Source organism: Myroides sp. C4067 (assembly GCF_038039665.1).
Taxonomy (GTDB): domain Bacteria; phylum Bacteroidota; class Bacteroidia; order Flavobacteriales; family Flavobacteriaceae; genus Flavobacterium; species Flavobacterium odoratimimum.
In genome coordinates, this window is the sequence record NZ_JBBPHJ010000001.1 from 176,096 (window position 1) to 196,258 (window position 20,163).

Sequence of the window (20,163 nt, forward strand, 5' to 3'; positions counted from 1 at the left end):
ATTATTTTATTTTTAAAGTTTGACCTATTGAAAGGTTTGTTCCTGTTAATTTATTCATTTTCTGTACCTGTGCTACAGTCGTATTATATCTCTTAGAGATAGAGTATAATGTATCACCTTTTTTCACTATATGTACAGTTCCTTTACTCTTAGTACTAGACTGAGTAGACTTCGATGTAGATTTAGTTTCGGTTACTGTACTCGGCTTATCAGTCGTTGTAGCTACTGTTCTAGGTCTTGGCCCTGTCACAGTCTTATTTAGCACCTCAGCATCGTATTTATACAGTTCATATCGTTCGATAAGACTGATCAGTTTATCAGCATATCTAGGATCAGTAGCATACCCTGCACTCTTTAGCCCTACTGCCCATCCTTCATAGTCATCTTTTTCTAATAAGAACAGATCACTATAACGTCCTCTATTCGTTAAAAATAGAGAGTGGTCTGTATAAGATTCGTTAGGATTACTATATTTTCTAAAGCATTCGTCTGGAGCATCATCTGTATGGCGCACAGACTCACCGTCCCATCCTTGATGACATTTAATACCGAAGTGGTTATTCGCATTTCTACTCAACGTCCCTTGTCCTGATCCAGATTCTAATACCCCCTGCGCCAACTTAATACTAGCAGGGATTCCGTATGTCTTCATATTATCTTGTGCAGCATCTTTATACGTAAGGATATAGTCACGTATCATATCAGTAGTCACACTCAGTCTAGACGTAGCTTCTAAGACTTCACTAGAGCTTCTCTTCTTTTCTTCTTTTTTTCTATCTACTTCATTCTTCTGAAGCTTATCTCTATACTCAGACTTAGACACGAGTTCTTTTTCTTTTACTTTTTTCCCAGTAGGAGCAGGATATCTCTTCGTAGTTAGAGCCTTACTCTTAGGCATTGGAGTTTTCTTGCTAGCACATCCAACAAGAAAGACCATACAAATAAAAAAAATGATTCTTCTATACATACATTACTATTGCTAAATTTTAATCTTTTCGTTCCAACCTTGTAAGCCACCAGTGTGTATTACAAGTATTTTACTATTATCCTTAAATCTTCCTTTCTTAATCTCTTCTAATACCCCGTATATCATCTTACCATTATAAATAGGGTCAAACAAAACACCTGTTTGCTTATAGAGTTCTCTTAGAAATGACAATAACCCCTCATTATACTTAGCATATCCTCCGAAGTGATAGTCTAAGACTAGGTCCCAATTATTGTTAGTAACAAACTTACGAATATCCTCATATAAAAAGCTTCCTTTAAGGGCAGGAAAGCCTAATATTGTTTGATTCGGATGAGAACTGTTAATAATACCAGCTATCGTCCCCCCTGTTCCTACAGCTGTACAGATGTAATCGAAGGTCTCGTCACCTTCTTTTAATATTTCTTCAGTCCCCTTTATTGCCTCTTCATTGGTTCCTCCTTCTGGTACTAAGTAAAAATCTCCATAAATAGCTTTTAAACTATTGATGATCTCTACCTCTCCTTTATTTCTATAATCCGTACGCGTCAGAAAGCCTAATGTCATTCCATCCTCTACTGCCTTCGTTAGTGTTGAATTACCTGCGTAGTTATTCTCTAGCTCTTCGCCTCTAATGATGCCTATCGTCTCTACTCCACAGATACGTCCTGCTGCTGCAGTAGCCGCTATATGGTTAGAATATGCGCCACCGAATGTCAAAAGCTTACTATATCCTAACTCTTGCGCTTTTAAAATATTGTACTTTAATTTTCTAAACTTATTACCCGATACTTCCTCATGCAATAAATCCTCTCTTTTGACAAAAATAGTAATCCCTCTAGGCAATTCTACTTTTAATTGTTCATTATATACATTCTCGTTCTCAAACATTGTTTCTATTTCTTAAGAATGAATAAAGTCTTCTCGTTTTTAAATACTCTAGATTGTGTTCATATTGATACGCCTCTCTCTCAAACAAGTTCTTTCTATATGCCTTTTTCATATCCTTAGTTTGAAAATAACGCCATACAAAATCTAAAACATACCAAAGGTAAAAGAACACAATCAACAGCTCTACTTGTTGTCTTAGATGGATGCGCTCATGGTTTAGCAAATAACGATCTCCTTTAGATTCTGCCGATCTTAAAATAATAAAGGGAAACAATGTTATCCCTTGATATCCTTTAGGAACTAAATATTTACAAACAACTACCACTCGCTTTTTTTAGAACTTTTTAATAATCGAGATATTAATTTTATCCAAGTTTATTACTATCTTCCCATCAGTTTTACTACAGCTAGTGTAATAAAGCGTCAACGTAGCAAAAATAGTTAATGATTTGGCTAATTCACTAGTATTTAAATAAAAATTAATAACAAACAAAAAATTATAAAAATGACTTTTCAAGAACATATTTTACAAGGGATACCAACTGTGTTACCTCCTAAGAAAGAGTATGATTTATCTATCAACCACGCTCCTAAGAGAAAAGAAATCTTATCAGATGATGAGAAAGTACTAGCTCTTAAGAATGCGCTACGCTATTTCCCAAGTGAGAATCACAGCACGCTTATCCCTGAGTTCAAAGAAGAACTTGAAAAGTACGGAAGAATCTATATGTACCGTCTACGCCCTGACTACAAGATGTATGCTAGACCGATAGATGAGTATCCTGGACAATGTCTACAAGCGAAGGCGATCATGCTGATGATCCAAAACAACCTTGACTATGCTGTAGCTCAACATCCACATGAGTTAATTACTTACGGAGGGAATGGGGCTGTGTTCTCTAACTGGGCACAATACTTACTGACGATGAAGTATTTAGGAGAGATGACTGACGAGCAGACATTAGTAATGTATTCTGGTCATCCTATGGGACTATTCCCTTCTCATAAAAATGCGCCTCGTGTAGTGGTGACTAATGGTATGATGATCCCTAACTACTCTAAACCGGATGATTGGGAGAAGTTCAATGCATTAGGTGTTACACAGTACGGTCAAATGACTGCGGGTAGCTATATGTATATAGGCCCTCAAGGTATCGTACACGGGACAACTATCACAGTGCTAAACGGTGGTAGAAAAATAGCTAAAAACGGAGAAGGATTAGCAGGTAAGTTATTTGTAACCTCTGGTCTTGGAGGTATGAGTGGCGCTCAACCAAAAGCAGGTAATATAGCTGGATGTATTACAGTATGTGCAGAGGTAAACCCTAAAGCAGTACATACAAGACATTCTCAAGGATGGGTAGATGAAGTAGTAACTGATATCAATGCTTTAGTCGTTCGCGTTAAAAAAGCACAAGAAAATAAAGAAATCGTATCTATCGCATACCAAGGTAACGTAGTGGATATATGGGAAGAATTTGACAAACAAGATCTATACATAGACTTAGGTTCTGATCAGACTTCTCTTCACAACCCTTGGGCAGGTGGATACTACCCAGTAGGTGTTGCTTTTGAAGAAGCGAATGACTTAATGGCTAATAACCCAGCTAAGTTTAAAGAACTAGTACAAGAGTCTCTAAGAAGACAAGCTGCTGCTATTAATAAACATACAGCTAAAGGAACTTATTTCTTTGACTATGGGAATGCCTTCTTATTAGAAGCTTCTAGAGCAGGAGCTGATGTTATGGCCGCTAATAATATCGACTTTAGATACCCTAGTTATGTACAGGACATTATGGGACCAATGTGTTTTGACTACGGATTTGGGCCATTTAGATGGGTATGTACATCTGGAAATCCAGAAGATCTAGCGAAAACAGATGAGATTGCTTGTGAGGTATTAGAAGAGATGATTAAAAACTCTCCTGTAGAAATACAACAACAGATGGCTGATAATATCCGTTGGATAAAAGGAGCTCAAGAGAATAAACTAGTAGTAGGGTCACAAGCTCGTATCTTATATGCAGATGCAGAAGGCCGTATTAATATCGCAAGAGCATTTAACGACGCCATTAAAGCAGGTAAGATAGGCCCTGTAGTATTAGGAAGAGATCACCACGATGTATCAGGTACAGACTCACCATACAGAGAAACATCTAATATCTATGATGGCTCTAAATTCACAGCTGATATGGCTATCCATAACGTTATCGGAGATAGCTTCAGAGGAGCTACTTGGGTATCTATCCACAACGGTGGTGGTGTAGGATGGGGAGAAGTAATCAACGGAGGTTTTGGTATGTTACTTGATGGTACTATTGAAGCACAAAAAAGATTAGAGTCAATGCTATTCTGGGACGTTAATAATGGAATCGCTAGAAGAAGTTGGGCTAGAAATGACGAAGCTATTTTTGCAATAAAAAGAGCGATGGAAATAGAGCCACTTCTAAAAGTAACTATTCCGAATATAGTAGATGAAAACTTATTGAAATAACAATTAAAACAATTTCACTCATGAAAGCTATTAAACTATTACCTCTAGCTCTATTGATGTTATTTGTAGCATCATGTAGTAGCGTTAAAGTAACAGCTGATTATGACAAAGCTGTGGACTTCGAACAATACAAAACGTATGCTTTCTTTAAAGAAGGCATTGATCAAACAAAGATTAATGACTTAGACAAGAAGAGAATTCTAACTGCTATTGATAACAATCTTACTGCGAAGGGTTTTACAAAAGCTAGTAGCAATCCTGATTTTGTTATTAATATTTTCACTAAAGCGTCAAAACAAGTCAATGTGACAACCCATAACAACTTCTATTCTCCTTACGGATACTATGGTTGGGGATGGGGACCATATTGGGGACCTAATAATACGACAGTGTCAACTTCTATAGAAGGAACACTTTATATAGACGTTCTAGACACAAAGAAAAAAGCATTAATCTGGCAAGGAATAGGGACAGGGTACTTAGACAATGCTCCTACTCCAGAGAAAAAAGAAGAGAGAATACACGAGTTTATCGAAAAGATACTAACTAAGTTCCCTCCTACTCTAGAGAAGAAATAATTCTTCCTGTAGATGATATACACAGAGGCTTTCCTTTAGAGGAGAGCCTCTGTTCGTTTATAGTTTCCTAAAGAATTATCTTAATGATTCGATTAAAAACACAACAATAAGGTATTCTGAGTGCCTATCGTCCATTGTTTTTATTATATTTACGACAAACAATAACAAATTTCATTTATGAAAACACAAGAATATGAAAGTAACGACTTGATCGAAAGATTACCACAGCATTTAAAACAATTTATCAAACCACAGAGTTATCAGGAGTATACACCTATTAATCAAGCTGTGTGGCGATACGTTATGCGTAAAAATGTTGATTATCTATCTAAAGTTGCACACGAATCATATCTTGACGGTCTAGCTAAAACAGGTATTTCTATAGAAAGCATTCCTAGTATGTATGGAATGAATAGAATATTAAAAGAAATTGGTTGGGCTGCTGTAGCAGTAGATGGCTTTATACCACCGAATGCCTTTATGGAGTTTCAGGCTTATAAAGTACTTGTTATTGCATCAGATATTAGACAACTAGAGAATATAGAATACACACCTGCACCAGACATTATACACGAAGGTGCAGGACATGCTCCTATTATCGCTAATCCAGAGTATGCTGAGTATCTAAGACGCTTCGGAGAGATAGGCTGTAAGGCTATTTCTTCAGGGAGAGACTATGAGATATATGAGGCTATCCGCTTACTGTCTATTTTAAAAGAAGCTGAAGGTGTAGACCCAGAAGAAATCAAAAAAGCAGAAGAGCAAGTAGATTATTTACAAGGCATAACAGAAGAACCTTCTGAGATGGCACTTATCCGTAATCTACACTGGTGGACAGTAGAGTATGGACTAATCGGTACTACGGATAACCCTAAGATATACGGAGCAGGCTTATTATCTTCTATTGGAGAGAGTGCGTGGTGTATGACTGATAATGTAAAGAAGCTTCCTTACAGCATAGAAGCTGCATACCAAGGCTTTGATATCACTAAACCTCAACCTCAGCTATACGTGACTCCTGACTTTGCTTACCTAAGTGAAGTACTAGAAGAGTTTGCGAATAAGATGGCTTTAAGAAAAGGGGGCTTAATGGGAATAAACAAACTAATAGATTCTAAAGCCTTAGGTACGATAGAACTGAATACAGGACTACAGATATCTGGTGTATTCACACGTGTAATTGAACATGAAGGTAAACCTGCTTATGTACAGACAACAGGAAACACTGCTCTAGCATATAGGGAGAAAGAGCTAGTAGGACATGGTACAGAGACACATCCACACGGATTTGGTACTGCATTAGGTCGTTTAAAGGGAATCAACCTTGCTATCGAAGACATGAGTCCTAGAGACCTTAAAGCTTATAACTTATATGAAGGCAAGCCAGTAACACTAGAGTTCGAAGGAGGTATCACTGTGTCTGGAACTAATATTACAGGTATTCGCAATATACATGGGAAGATTATTCTGATTAGTTTTAGTGATTGTACAGTGAAGCACAATGACGAAGTACTATTCCAACCGGAATGGGGTACTTATGATATGGCTGTTGGTGCTCATGTCATATCTGCTTTTTCAGGGCCTGCTGATTACCACAGTTTTGATCTAATCAATCACGTTCCTTCTAGCCAAACAATCAAAGCAAAAAGAGACGAGAGTAAAATAAAGCTCGAAAACTTCTACCAAGAAGTTAGAGCCATGAGAGAAGAGAATAAAACAACTGATTTAAACAACGTATTAGACGTTCTAATCAACGACTACTCTTCTGATTGGTTACTTACAGTAGAAATACTAGAATTAGCTAAAAAAGCTTCAAATACAGTATTAGCTGAAAAAGCAATGAGCCACCTTAAATCTGTTCAAACAAACAGACCTGAAGTAGCTCATTTAATCAAAGACGGTATAGATATTATTCTAAAAAGCTTATAAAGCCATATCTAATACCAAGTCTTTATCACTTTGAATAACGTTGCCCTGATACTCTAGTTTCCAACCTAGAGTATTGGTAACTATTAATATTTTAGAAAGTTCACTGATAAGTCGATTCTCTGCATTCGATTTTAAAGTGGACTTTTCTATTTTATCCTCTAAGTCTTTCTTTACTTTCGCATTAATCTTATTGTAGTCATCCCCTTTAAAAGGGTTGAAAGTACTCTGTTCTACATCTAATATTTTATAGTCAGGATAGATATTTACTTCCGCTTCTGGGATATATATTAATTGCACTACCTTATTCTTCTCATCGATCTGATATTGCAGTTGACTCAAATCATACGCTACAGTAGCCTTAGCGTTAATAATAACAACAGCCTTCTTGTCAAAAGAAAGCATATTTAAAAAGTACTTCTGCTGATCCTTATACGTCATTACTTGTGAGAAGGTAGCTTCTGTCACTACTAGTTTGCTCACATTTTTTAACTGCTCTTGGATTAGAGCTGTATTGTATTGCATATCGTCTTTACTTCCTTTTACAAAGCTGTTATACAAAACAACTCCTGCAAACATAAAGAAGAGCACTATAAATATACCGAAGAGTACGCGCAATAACTTTCTCATAACTATCTAAAGTTCATAAATGGATATTTCTCTAATAAGTAATCTATCTTGGCTACCAATGTATCTAAGAAAGCTAAATGTTGCTCTGCAGTAGGGTTAAAAGGTCTATGGTTCAGTCCTTTTTGTACCTCATCTACTTTATGCATGATCGGATACATATCAGGATGAATCCATGTCGTCACAAAGCGCTCCCAGATATAGTCTATCGCCAACTCATTTGGATGTAACATATCAGCTTTATAAAAGCGATAATCTCTCAGCTCATCCATCACAATCTCATAAGAAGGGAAGTAACTAATCTCTGCTCCCTGCTCATCTTTTTGCACATCTAACACATCGTGTAAGGCAGTAAATAATGCTGACTTACTTCTCTGATTCTCTACGATACCATCTTTAAAATGTCTCACTGGAGATACTGTAAACACAATCTGTATATCAGAGTTAATAGCTTGTACTAATTTAATGATTTTAAACAGACTAGCCTTTATTTCCTCGTAACTTAATAATCTCTTTTTGAAACTGTGCTGTGGTACCTTATGACAATTAGCAACAACCATTCCACTCTCGATATGCTCATACACCCAAGCCGTTCCTAAAGTGATATACATAAAGGCACTTTCTTTTAACGCTACCTGTAGGTCAAACAACTTTACATTCAGCTTCGTCACAATATCTTCTTCTTCTAACTCATTCAAATCAGAATGCGCGATAAAGCTACTCCACACCTCGTTATGACAGAACACATCTGCACTAGTAAACTCATGCCCTTTCACAGCATATTCTAATACACGCTCTATCACAATAGGATGAAACAGAATACCGAATGGGTTCACCACACTCTGGAACTGATATTCTTTTAACTTATCACTGATATTCACAGCAAAGCAAGACCCCATAGATAAGATCTTATCCTCATACTTAATTCTGTCCTTGGCTACCTTAGTAGGCACTACTGTACTAAACTTCATCCTCCTAAATTTATTAATGCACCTTAAATCCACAGTTACCATTTACTGCGAATAAATTCTACTTTACATAGCTTCAATTAGCTTTAAAACCACACTATAGTGTGCTTTAATCACTAATCTTGCTCTGTTTTGTATAATTTATTCTCGTTTAAACGTTTTCTATAGATTTAAGGTTGTATAAAAAAAGATTCTCATATGAGAATCTTTTTTATCTATTATTATTACAAATATAATACTATTTCAAATAATCTTTTGCGTGAGCAATAGCTTCTGCCATACCAGCTGGGTTCTTACCTCCTGCTGTAGCGAAGAATGCTTGTCCACCACCACCACCTTGGATGTGTTTACCTAACTCACGTACGATAGTACCAGCATTAAGACCTTTGCTTTCTACTATATCTTTAGATACATAACAAGTCAACATTGGCTTATCATTAGCTACACTACCGAACAGTACATATAGATTAGAGAACTCATTACCTAACTCATACGCTAAGTCTTTCGCTCCTGAAGCATCTAAATCCACTTCTACTGCTAAGAAAGCAATACCGTTCACTTCTTGGATTTGACCTTTTAAGTCTCCTTTTAAGTTCTTCGCTTTCTCTTTTAATAGTTGCTCTACTTGCTTTTTAAGCTTAGCATTCTCCTCTTGAAGAGCACCTACAGCTTTTAGAGTATCTTGTGGATTCTTTAATACCATCTTGATCTCTTTAAGAGTCAACTCTTGTTCAGCGTAGAACTGACGAGCAGCTTTATTCGTAATCGCCTCAATACGACGAATACCAGCAGCTACAGCACCTTCACTTACGATCTTGAACTGCCAGATATCACTAGTATTCCCTACGTGAGTACCTCCACACAGCTCCATACTCTCTCCGAACTTAATAGCACGTACCTCATCACCATATTTCTCACCGAATAATGCCATAGCACCCTCAGCGATAGCCTGAGCCATAGGGATACTTCTGCGCTCTACTAATGGCAAGTGATCGTGAATTCTATCATTCACAAATGCCTCTACTTGTGCTAACTCTTCTTCTGTCACTTTAGAGAAGTGAGAGAAGTCAAAGCGCAAGTGCGTAGGAGCTACTAACGAACCTTTTTGTTCTACGTGAGTACCTAAGATAGTACGCAATGCTTGGTGTAGTAAGTGAGTAGCAGAGTGGTTAGCCATAGATTGTTTACGAGCATCTACATCTACCTTCGCTACTAAAATTCCTTCTACATTAGCAGGAAGCTCTCTTACGATATGTAATATTAAGTTATTCTCTTTTTTCGTGTCGATTACTTGGATTGTATCATTAGCAGATACTAATACTCCAGTATCTCCTACCTGTCCTCCTCCTTCTGGATAGAATGGTGTAGCGTCTAATACGATTTGGAATAACTTACCATCTTTTTTACTATCAATCTTTCTATAACGAGTGATCTTCACTTCATTCTCTAACTGATCATATCCTACGAACTGCTCTACATTACCTGATACTAATACAGTCCAGTCATCTGTAGATACTTCTGAAGCTGCACGAGAACGTGTTTTTTGTTCTAACATTGCCGCGTCAAATCCAGCTTCGTCTAGTTCATACCCTTTCTCTCTTAGGATAAGAGCTGTCAAGTCAATAGGGAAACCAAAGGTATCGTATAGTTCAAAAGCCTTCACTCCTGATACTACTTTACCTTCTGTTTGTTTGATCACATTGTCTAATAAATGTAACCCTTGCTCTAACGTTCTTAAGAAAGAAGTTTCTTCTTCTTTAATCACGTTTTTCACTAATTCTTTTTGACTTGTGATTTCTGGGAAGAATGCTCCCATTTGTGCACTTAATACTTCTACTAATTCGTAGATGAATGGTTCTTTCTTATCTAAGAATGTGAATGCATAACGAATAGCACGACGTAAGATACGACGGATCACATACCCTGCACCATTGTTAGAAGGCAACTGTCCATCTGCAATAGCAAAGGCAACTGCTCTTACGTGGTCAACGATAACACGGATAGCGATATTAATCTTCTCTTCCTCATCATCTTTCGCTTTTATTGTGTACTTACCACCTGTAAGCTCAGATACTTTAGCGATAAGTGGAGAAAACACATCTGTGTCATAGTTAGACTGTACTCCTTGAAGCACCATACATAGACGCTCAAATCCCATACCTGTATCTACGTGCTGAGCAGGTAACTTCTCTAGAGAACCATCTGCTTTACGGTTAAACTCCATAAATACGTTATTCCAGATCTCTACTACCTGTGGGTGATCTCCATTCACTAATTCTCTACCCGCTATCTTTGCCTTCTCCTCAGCACTACGGATATCTACGTGAATCTCAGTACATGGTCCACAAGGTCCTTGATCTCCCATTTCCCAGAAGTTATCTTTCTTATTCCCCATCAGGATACGATCCTTATCGATTAGGGTACTCCAGATATCATAAGCTTCTTGGTCAAAAGGAACGTTCTCCTCTTCGCTACCTTCAAATACAGTAACGTATAAAATATCTTTAGGGATGTTATAAACTTCAGTCAATAATTCCCAAGCCCAATTGATAGCTTCTTTCTTAAAGTAATCTCCGAAACTCCAGTTCCCTAGCATCTCGAACATTGTGTGGTGGTATGTATCGATACCTACCTCTTCTAAGTCATTGTGCTTACCAGACACACGAAGACACTTCTGTGTATCAGTGATACGGTTACTTTTAGGCTTGGCGTTTCCTAAGAAATACTCTTTAAACTGGGCCATCCCAGAGTTATTAAACATTAAAGTTGGATCGTCTTTAAGAACGATCGGCGCAGAAGGTACAACCATGTGACCTCTTTCTTCAAAAAAGTTTAAAAACTTCTGACGAATTTCTTGTGATTTCATATCCTTTGGAAACTAATTTATTCTTTTATATTCTTATTATTAAGTTATTCGGTTAGTTGTTAAACATATTATAAATTAACGAATAACTAGCTTTTATTTTATTCTCTTTGGCACTTAAACTATCATTATAACGAAAACATTTTTTAAATTTGTTAGCTAACCAATGACAGCACTTTTTATAAGATACAAAAAAGATAGTGCAAAAATAGTGTTTTTTTAAAAATATGGCTAAGGTAAAATATTATTACGACCCTGAAAAATTAGCGTTCCTTAAAATACGCCCTAAAAAGTTTAGACAGATAGGTAATATACTCTTGTTTTTACTGACAGCAGCTATTTTTGGAGTGCTTGGATTAATCTTTTTAATTAATAGTGACATCCTACAAACTCCTAAAGAAAAGAAACAAGCTAGAGAAATAGCAGAATTCAAAACTAACTATACTCTTCTTAACAAGAAACTTGACCTGATCACAGAGGTACTAGACGAATTAGAGGTGCGAGATAACGATATTTATAGAGCTTACTTTAATACCGCGCCTATCCCTGATGAACAACGCAAGTCTGGTCTAGGAGGTATTAACAGATATAGATCATTCGTAGGGCTTAACAACGAAAAGCTATTGACAGAAACGAATGTGAAGATGGATCAACTACTGAAACAGGTAGCCATACAGTCCCAATCTTTAGATGACATCATCGCACTAGCCAAGAAGAAAGAAGAATTCTTATCTTCTATCCCAGCGATACAGCCAGTGAAGAATGAAGATCTAAAGAGAATGGCGTCCGGATACGGATATCGTAGTGACCCTTTTACTAAAATCAAGAAATTCCACGCTGGTATGGACTTCTCTGCAGAGGTAGGTACTCCGATATATGCTACTGGAGACGGTAAAGTAATCCGTGCTAACAATGAACTATCTGGGTATGGTAACCTAATCGAAATAGATCACGGATATGGATATCTAACTAGATATGCTCACTTAAGCAAGTACCAAGCTCGAGCTGGACAATCTGTTAAACGTGGAGATATCATAGGATATGTAGGTAGTACTGGGCGTAGCTCTGGTCCTCACTTACACTATGAGGTACACTACCAAGGGAATGTAGTCAATCCACTGAATTACTACTACGGAGAAATCTCTGCTAAAGAATTTGAACTTCTATCACAAGAAGCTAACCAAGAAAACCAATCACTTGACTAATGGAATTAAACTTACCTGATAAACGATACTATAGCATTGGCGAACTTGCCAAGGCATTTGATGTAAATGCTTCGTTATTGCGATTCTGGGAGAAAGAATTTGACATTATCAAACCTAGAAAGAACGCAAAAGGAAATCGAATGTTCACACCTCAGGATGTGCAAAATCTTCAACTCATCTATCACTTAGTGAAAGAAAGAGGATTCACACTAGACGGTGCTAAAGAACACATGAAGAAGAATGCAAAAGACATTATGGATAACTTCGAAATCATACAGAAACTAGAAGGAATCAAAACAGCGCTACTGAATATTAAAAATGAACTCTAAATAACAATAAAATCAAAATGAAAAAAGCTTTACCAATTATCATCGTACTTGTAGTATTAATCGGAGGATTCTTTATGTATTCAATGAGTGTACGCAACAAAGCATTAGCATTTGACCAAGAAGTTAATACCTCATGGGCAGATGTACAAGGGGCTTACCAACGTAGAAACGACCTTATCGGAAACTTAGTAAACACTGTAAAAGGGGCTGCAGATTTCGAAAAATCAACATTAGAAGCTGTAGTAAATGCGCGCGCAAAAGCTACTTCTATTAATATAGATCCATCTAATGTAACTCCTGAACAATTCCAAGAATTCCAACAAGCTCAATCTGGTGTATCTAGTGCTTTAGGAAGACTATTAGTAACTGTAGAGAAATACCCTGATCTAAAAACAAATCAAAACTTCTTAAAACTACAGGATGAACTAGCTAGTACAGAGAATCAGATCTTTACTCAACGCAGTCGTTTTAATCAGACTGTAAAAGCATACAACACTTATATTGGTGGAGAACCACAAACTTATTTTTTAGGAAAATACCAACCTAGAGCGCACTTCCAAGCAGAAGCTGGAGCAGAGAAAGCACCTGAAGTAAAATTCTAAAAAACTAGATAATGGATAGACTAAGAGAGTTTTTAACCAAAACGGATGAAGAAGAAATTGTTCTTGCTATTACTCAAGCAGAGAAGAATACTTCTGGAGAGATTAGGGTTCATATCGAAACGACTTCTAAGAAAGATCCTTTTGAAAGAGCTCAGGAGGTCTTCTTCGAATTAGGCATAGATAAAACAGCTGCTAGAAATGGTGTGCTGTTTTACATCTGTATTAGCTCTAAAGCATTCGTGATACTAGGGGATCAAGGAATAGACCATAAAGTTAAATCAGACAACTTCTGGGAAGGAACCAAAGAACTAGTCATTAATCACTTCAGACAAGGTCTGTTCAAAGAAGGATTAGTCTACGGTATCCTTAAAGCAGGAAGTCAACTAAAAGTACACTTCCCTTCTCTAGAAGAAAATAAGAACGAATTATCAAACGAAATTTCAAAAGCATAAATCAATGATCAAGCTATTACTAAAAGCATATCATTTTATAACCCTGATTATAATTCTATTATTATCACAGGTAACTTATGCACAATTAGACGTTCCAGAGAAACCTTCTTTCCAAACTTCTGTATACGACTATGCTACCATACTAGAAGCGAATCAAATGAAGCAATTAGAGCGCAAACTTATTGCTTATAGTGATTCTACTTCTACTCAGATAGTACTAATTACCATTCCTTCTCTAAAAGGAGAAAATATTGGTATACTAGGACCTAAATGGGGACAAGAATGGGGCATCGGACAGAAAGGAAAGGACAATGGTATCGTGATCCTAATGGCGGCAAAAGAACGTCAGATCGGTATCTACCCAGGTTACGGAGTAGAACACCTTATCACAGCTGGACAAGGAGGAGAGATTATCCGTAATATCATTATCCCAGAGTTTAAGCGCAATGATTATTACGCAGGATTAGACAAAGGGACAGATGCTATCTTCGAGCTATTGACTGGTACCTATAAGGCAGACAAGACCGTTAGAACAGATGGGGATAATAGTATCGGTGGTCTAGCCTGTTTAGGAATCATCATATTGATCATCGTACTGACTATTGTATTCGGTAAGAAAGATAACAATGGAAGAGGCGGAGGTAATCATCGCTCACGTGACTTTGGAAGTAGCCTACTAGACATCCTGGTATTAAGCAGTCTTGGCCGTGGTGGCGGAGGCGGTGGAAGCTTCGGTGGCGGTGGTGGCTTCGGAAGTGGAGGTGGTGGCGGAGGCTTCGGTGGAGGCTTTGGCGGCGGTGGATTCTCCGGAGGAGGATCTAGCGGTAGCTGGTAGACATACGTCATTCTAAATATATAAGCAGGTAATATAGTAAGTGCTAGTCGCTTCTACATTACCTGCTTTTTTTATGCACTCTCGCTTGCTTTCATTAAAACACAACTGCTTTACACCTCCGTACTGACTGCGTTATTTCACTAAATAAAACGGAGTCAGTACGGACTCATAACGGACTCACTACGGACTCAGTCCGCACAAATCAAAAAGGCAAGTCGAGTATAACTCCTATTCTAGCTATACTCTACTTGCCTTTATTATATTTTCTTGTATTTTATTTATGTACTGTTTTTAATAACTCATCACACGCATCGGTCTAGAGACTCCTCCTCTTCCTCTATTCCCTCCTTTTTTAGTTCCTGCGAACTCATTAAGCTTATAAGTCAGTGAGAACATCACATATCGCTTCAGTACTAAACTCTCAGAATCCACTATCTGCATTGGGTCTATCGTACGTGTACTACTTGTATTCTGATTTAATACATCATACACTTTCACCTTAGCACTGAATTTGTCTTTATAGAAATCATACGCTAGACTAATATTCCACATATAGAAATCCTTCTTAAACCCTTTAGCAATCTGTGAATTATAATTATAAGCAAAGTCGTTACCAAATGTAACCTTCTTCGGCCAATATGTTGTAGTCTGTATATTAAATCGATGCGTAAAATTAGAAGCCTTATCCACTGAAAAATTAGTATAACTCGTTGTATTATAATTATAGTTATACGATGGTTTTATAGACACCCATTCTCCGTAATCATAGGTTAGGTACACACGTGGCCCCATCGTATTCCCTCTAGCGGTATAGGTCTCTCCGTCTATATACCCATTATTAATGGTCTTATTATATCTAAACATAATACCGTATCTCAGCGCATGCTCACCCCATTTACTATTCTTAAACCAGTCAGCCGTAACTCCCCACTGATAGTTCCCCTGTATATTCTTATACGTAGAGATAGCCTTCTTATCCTCATCATAGATTACAGATCCTACTATACTATTATCAAATATTCCTGCATTAGCCGAAATACTATATCCAGCACGAGTCTGAAAGTCATACGAACGGTAGCTAAGATTAACGTTATGCTGACCAGTAGGTTTTAGATCAGGGTTACCGATCGTAGTCGTTAATGGGTTAGAGATATCTGTGATGTCAAGTAATTGACTTGCGCTTTGATAATTGACATTATATCGATAGATACCGAATAGACTCTTGTCCTTCGTCAGTCTATAATTAATCATTGCATTAATATTCGGGTCGATATAATGTTTATCTAGACTATACCATTTCGCATTATAAAGAGCTGTAGCCGTATTCTTAACGATCTGAGTCCTCGTCGAAATATTAATATTGTACTTATTCTTATTCAACGCAAAGTTTACATAAGGAGACACCTTATTCCCAATATCCGTATATCTATTTGTCTCTAGTACATTGACATCAGTATACCCCTGTTCTGTCTCATTATAGTTAAATACTTGGAGATCATTAATGCTCTGATTTCTACTCCAGTCCACCCCCACAGATACTCTTAATGAATCTGTGATAGGCTGTGTGAACTCTACAGATAGACCATAACTATCCGTAGTCGTATAATTCTTTCTATATTGTCTACGCCAATCGTCTTCTGTATCTGATTGAAAAAACTGCGTCAGAGATTCACTCAATGCATTATTCGTAGCACTCCTATTACTGTTATTAAAACCAATACTTAGATACTGTCCTTCTTTTTTAAACTTGCGTGTATATTGTGCAGACGAACCAAAACTATCAGAATTCCCTCTAGACGAAGAATGAGCATTACTGCTATTCAGTTTTTCTCCATGCTCATCATAAGAAACTTGATTGCTCTCACTAGTCGAATAGGTGTGATCTGTACTAAAATGAGGGCTAAAATAGAAAGCGTCTTTTTCTCCCATATAATCTACAGATACATTCCCTCTATGCCCTTCATTCCCTCCTAGTGAAGAAGAATTAGAATCTGTGCTAAACTGCCCTGAAGGCAAAAACTTAGTACTAGACGACTTATTAGCTTGTTCTGTCTCTGCAAAGTTATAATCGTAACTACCATTAACCTTGAGCTTATCAGATACATCCTCTACAAAGTTTAGTCCTAACATACGCGATTCTGTAAGCCCACCTCTAGAGCGCCCCGTACGCATATTATCAAACACCTTGTCCATAGAGAATCCAACAGCATTGATATTATTAGCAGATCCAATCAAACTAATCTTTCTACGCTTATTAAAGGTATTTAAGAACATTCCTGCTTCATAGTGCTCATCTGTTCCATATCCACCTGATACTCGCCCAAAGTGCCCTTTATTCTTATCCTCGTCTATCGTGATATTGATACTCGCATCATCTGTTCTACTGCGTTCACCTGTGAATTTCTCTTTCTTAGTCTTTTTTTCAGTGACCTGTACTTTCTTGATAATCTCAGCAGGTAAGTTCTCTAGTGCTACTGCACCATCTTCGTTAAAGAAAGGTTTGCCATTGACTAAGATTTCATTGACAGGCTTACCATTGACCGTGATCTTTTTATTCTCATCTAGCTGCACCCCTGGTAGATTCTTTAAAAGTTCTTCAAGATTAGCATCAGGTCTTACCTTAAACGAAGCGGCGTTAAACTCTAAGGTATCTTTCTTCATTCGAATAGGAGGAACATCAGCCACAATCAATACTTCGTCTAGCTGATTGCCATATTCTTTAAGGATAAATGTTTTAAGGTCTATATTCTCTTGTACCCCTTTTTCAAACTTCTTAGCATAATCTTGGTACCCTACCATAGAAAGTTTGAGCACTGAAGGATCAGATAGCTTACTGAAGGCAAGCTTAAAGTTACCTTTGACATCCGTCATGGTGTACTCCACTAGCGTAGAGTCTTTCTCTTTCGATAGATATACCGTCACCGCTTCTATCGGCTGTTTTAAACTATCTACTACTGTCCCAGTAATATTCACAGTGCTCTGTGAGTACATATTCACACAGGAGATTAATAGTAGTAACGTCAATAAGTTTCTCATAAAAAAAGCGGTCAATGTTATTACACAAAGACCGCTAGTATATATAGAATATATTACTTACTATTTCTGACGGAAATAAATATCGATAGGCACACCACTGAAGTTGTACATTTCTCTTAACTTATTCTCAATATATCGTTTGTAAGGGTCTTTGATATATTGTGGCAAGTTAGCAAAAAATACGAATTGAGGTGTAGCTGTAGGCAATTGCATACAGTATTTTATCTTGATATATTTTCCTTTAATTGCAGGAGGTGGCGTATTCTCTACGATAGGCAACATCGCTTCATTAAATTTAGAAGTCGAAATTCTTGCTTTTCTATTTTCATATACTTCCACAGCAGTCTCTAACGCTTTTAATAAACGTTGTTTAGTCACTGTAGATGTAAAGATAATAGGCACATCTGTAAATGGCGCGATTTCTTGACGGATTCTATCTTCAAACTGTTTAGTAGTCATAGTATCTTTCTCTACTAAATCCCATTTGTTTACAAGGATAACAACCCCTTTTCTATTCTTCTCTGCTAACCAAAATATATTCTGATCTTGTCCTTCGAACCCGCGTGTAGCATCTACCATAAGGATACATACATCACTGTGCTCGATAGCTCTCACAGATCTCATCACTGAGTAAAACTCTAAATCTTCTTTTACTTTTGATTTTCTACGGATACCCGCAGTATCTACTAAGTTAAAGTCAAAACCAAACTGTGTAAAACGCGTATCAATAGCATCACGTGTAGTACCAGCAATATCTGTAACGATATAACGATCTTCACCGATAAGTGCATTGATAAAACTAGATTTACCAGCATTAGGACGACCTACAACACAAAAACGTGGTAACTCTTCTTCTTCTGTCTCTCTTACTTCTTCTTCTGGCAATGCAGCTACTACAGCATCTAATAGATCTCCAGTACCACTTCCACTCATCCCTGCGATAGGGTATATCTCTCCTAAACCTAGGTTATAGAACTCGAATGTATCATCCATACGCTTCGAGCTGTCCACTTTATTAACAGCTACGAACACAGGTTTAGTCTCCTTGCGCAATAAACGAGCTACTTCAGCATCCATAGGTGTGATACCCTCTTCTACATCTACTACAAATATTACTACATCACACTCTTCAATAGCTAAAGATACTTGACGTCTAATCTCACCCTCAAAAACGTCGTCAGATCCTTTTATATATCCTCCGGTGTCAATCACTGAGAACTCTCTTCCATTCCACTCTGACTTGCCGTAGTTTCTATCACGTGTCACTCCACTAACCGAATCTACGATGGCATCTCTTCTTTGAATCAATCGATTAAAAAAAGTTGACTTCCCTACGTTTGGTCTACCAACTATGGCTACTATATTACTCATAAATATTTTAAATATGTCGCAAAGTTAGTATTTCAATGCGATATTTTAATGATTATTTTATTATTCCTTATTTCTTTTGATTATATCCAAAACGACGTAGTTGATAGTCGCTCGATCTCCAATCTTTATTCACCTTTACGAATAGTTCTAAGTGAACTTTCTTCATAAAGAATTGTTCCATTTCTTCTCTAGCTGTTATCCCTACTTTCTTTAAAGCAGCACCTTTATGTCCGATGATAATCCCCTTCTGACTATCGCGCTCTACCATAATAACAGCTTTAATACGAATGATATTCTCTTCTTCTTTAAACTCCTCTGTCTCTACCTCTACAGCATAAGGCACCTCCTTATCATAGTTAAGCAAAATCTTCTCACGTATAATCTCGTTCACGAAGAAACGTTCTGACTTATCTGTTAGGGCATCTTTAGGGAAATACGGTGGAGATACTGGCAATAGTTCTATGATGCGATCATATACAGCCTGCGTATTAAACTTCTCTAAAGCAGATATTGGAAATATCTCAGCATTAGGAACCTTCTCACTCCATAGGGTTACTTGTTCTTCTAGTTGTTCTTGATTAGATTTGTCTATCTTATTTAGAAGCAACATTACAGGTACTTTAGAGTTGTTAATTCTAGCGAAGAACGCTTCGTCTTTTAACTCTCTCTCCCCTATCTCTACCATATAAATCAATACGTCCGCATCCTCAAAAGCAGATTTAACGAAGTCCATCATTGATTCTTGTAATTCGTATGCAGGCTTAATAATACCAGGAGTATCTGAGAAAACGATCTGATAATCATCTCCATTTACGATTCCTAATATTCTATGTCTAGTAGTCTGTGCTTTAGAAGTGATGATAGACAATCTCTCTCCTACTAAAGCATTCATTAGTGTTGATTTACCTACATTTGGATTACCAATAATGTTAACGTAACCAGCTTTATGCGTCATATTATTTAATTTTTTCGGTAGCAAAGGTAGCTTATATCAATGACATAGGAAAAATTAAATATTA

Annotated in this window: 17 protein-coding genes; 8 read left to right on the forward strand and 9 right to left on the reverse strand. The window is 37.2% G+C overall.

Annotation, left to right across the window (positions count from 1 at the left end; translation table 11 throughout):
- Position 1: 1 nt before the first annotated feature.
- The 3 genes from AABL87_RS00820 to AABL87_RS00830 form a co-directional block, all read right to left on the reverse strand.
- Positions 2-898, reverse strand: coding sequence for a glucosaminidase domain-containing protein (locus AABL87_RS00820; protein ID WP_341276774.1), 897 nt, complete (start codon positions 896-898; stop codon positions 2-4).
- An 81-nt stretch (positions 899-979) separates the two neighbouring features.
- Positions 980-1,858 (reverse strand): 1-aminocyclopropane-1-carboxylate deaminase/D-cysteine desulfhydrase, encoded by an 879-nt coding sequence (locus tag AABL87_RS00825; protein WP_341276775.1) that lies wholly within the window; start codon positions 1,856-1,858, stop codon positions 980-982.
- Positions 1,851-2,183, reverse strand: coding sequence for a hypothetical protein (locus AABL87_RS00830; RefSeq protein WP_006264659.1), 333 nt, complete (start codon positions 2,181-2,183; stop codon positions 1,851-1,853). The genes AABL87_RS00825 and AABL87_RS00830 overlap by 8 nt, the downstream gene beginning before the upstream one ends.
- 180 nt (positions 2,184-2,363) lie before the next feature.
- On the opposite strand from AABL87_RS00830, the gene AABL87_RS00835 reads away from it, so the two are divergent.
- The 3 genes from AABL87_RS00835 to AABL87_RS00845 all read left to right on the forward strand — a co-directional run bounded on the left by AABL87_RS00835 (position 2,364) and on the right by AABL87_RS00845 (position 6,859).
- The gene (locus AABL87_RS00835; RefSeq protein ID WP_341276776.1) at positions 2,364-4,352 is read left to right on the forward strand and encodes a urocanate hydratase; all 1,989 of its coding nucleotides are present in this window, start codon (positions 2,364-2,366) and stop codon (positions 4,350-4,352) included.
- A gap of 20 nt (positions 4,353-4,372) precedes the next feature.
- The gene (locus tag AABL87_RS00840; protein ID WP_341276777.1) at positions 4,373-4,930 is read left to right on the forward strand and encodes a DUF4136 domain-containing protein; all 558 of its coding nucleotides are present in this window, start codon (positions 4,373-4,375) and stop codon (positions 4,928-4,930) included.
- Between the two features lie 177 nt (positions 4,931-5,107).
- Positions 5,108-6,859 carry an aromatic amino acid hydroxylase gene (locus AABL87_RS00845; protein ID WP_341276778.1) on the forward strand — a complete coding sequence of 584 codons (1,752 nt, stop codon included), beginning with the start codon at positions 5,108-5,110 and terminating at the stop codon, positions 6,857-6,859.
- Here AABL87_RS00845 and AABL87_RS00850 read toward each other — a convergent pair.
- The 3 genes from AABL87_RS00850 to alaS form a co-directional block, all read right to left on the reverse strand.
- On the reverse strand, positions 6,854-7,486 hold the full coding sequence (locus tag AABL87_RS00850) for a DUF4230 domain-containing protein (protein ID WP_025124932.1): 633 nt from the start codon (positions 7,484-7,486) through the stop codon (positions 6,854-6,856). The genes AABL87_RS00845 and AABL87_RS00850 overlap by 6 nt on opposite strands.
- Positions 7,487-7,488: 2 nt before the next feature.
- Complete coding sequence (locus AABL87_RS00855) at positions 7,489-8,454, reverse strand: GSCFA domain-containing protein (RefSeq protein ID WP_341276779.1); 966 nt, start codon at positions 8,452-8,454, stop codon at positions 7,489-7,491.
- 235 nt (positions 8,455-8,689) lie between these two features.
- A complete protein-coding gene (gene alaS, locus AABL87_RS00860; RefSeq protein ID WP_341276780.1) occupies positions 8,690-11,317 on the reverse strand; it encodes an alanine--tRNA ligase in 2,628 nt (875 codons plus the stop codon).
- Between the two features lie 224 nt (positions 11,318-11,541).
- Here alaS and AABL87_RS00865 point away from each other — a divergent pair, with 224 nt between their 5' ends.
- Genes AABL87_RS00865 through AABL87_RS00885 form a run of 5 tightly spaced genes read left to right on the forward strand, consistent with a single transcriptional unit; the run spans position 11,542 to position 14,737 of the window.
- Complete coding sequence (locus tag AABL87_RS00865) at positions 11,542-12,519, forward strand: M23 family metallopeptidase (protein WP_006259637.1); 978 nt, start codon at positions 11,542-11,544, stop codon at positions 12,517-12,519.
- Positions 12,519-12,848 (forward strand): MerR family transcriptional regulator, encoded by a 330-nt coding sequence (locus tag AABL87_RS00870; protein WP_006259638.1) that lies wholly within the window; start codon positions 12,519-12,521, stop codon positions 12,846-12,848. Before AABL87_RS00865 ends, AABL87_RS00870 begins: the two co-directional genes overlap by 1 nt.
- A 17-nt stretch (positions 12,849-12,865) precedes the next feature.
- Positions 12,866-13,450, forward strand: a complete 585-nt coding sequence (locus tag AABL87_RS00875; RefSeq protein WP_006264653.1) for a LemA family protein — start codon at positions 12,866-12,868, stop codon at positions 13,448-13,450.
- A gap of 11 nt (positions 13,451-13,461) precedes the next feature.
- Positions 13,462-13,902 (forward strand): TPM domain-containing protein, encoded by a 441-nt coding sequence (locus AABL87_RS00880; RefSeq protein WP_039328589.1) that lies wholly within the window; start codon positions 13,462-13,464, stop codon positions 13,900-13,902.
- 4 nt (positions 13,903-13,906) lie between these two features.
- Positions 13,907-14,737 (forward strand): TPM domain-containing protein, encoded by an 831-nt coding sequence (locus AABL87_RS00885; protein ID WP_039328591.1) that lies wholly within the window; start codon positions 13,907-13,909, stop codon positions 14,735-14,737.
- A gap of 291 nt (positions 14,738-15,028) precedes the next feature.
- Here the strand turns inward: AABL87_RS00885 and AABL87_RS00890 are convergent, their stop codons facing one another.
- The 3 genes from AABL87_RS00890 to era all read right to left on the reverse strand — a co-directional run bounded on the left by AABL87_RS00890 (position 15,029) and on the right by era (position 20,099).
- Positions 15,029-17,728, reverse strand: a complete 2,700-nt coding sequence (locus AABL87_RS00890; protein WP_341276805.1) for a TonB-dependent receptor — start codon at positions 17,726-17,728, stop codon at positions 15,029-15,031.
- 105 nt (positions 17,729-17,833) lie between these two features.
- Positions 17,834-19,144 (reverse strand): ribosome biogenesis GTPase Der, encoded by a 1,311-nt coding sequence (gene der / locus AABL87_RS00895; protein ID WP_006264649.1) that lies wholly within the window; start codon positions 19,142-19,144, stop codon positions 17,834-17,836.
- A 67-nt stretch (positions 19,145-19,211) separates the two neighbouring features.
- Complete coding sequence (gene era, locus AABL87_RS00900; RefSeq protein ID WP_006259644.1) at positions 19,212-20,099, reverse strand: GTPase Era; 888 nt, start codon at positions 20,097-20,099, stop codon at positions 19,212-19,214.
- Positions 20,100-20,163 lie beyond the last annotated feature (64 nt).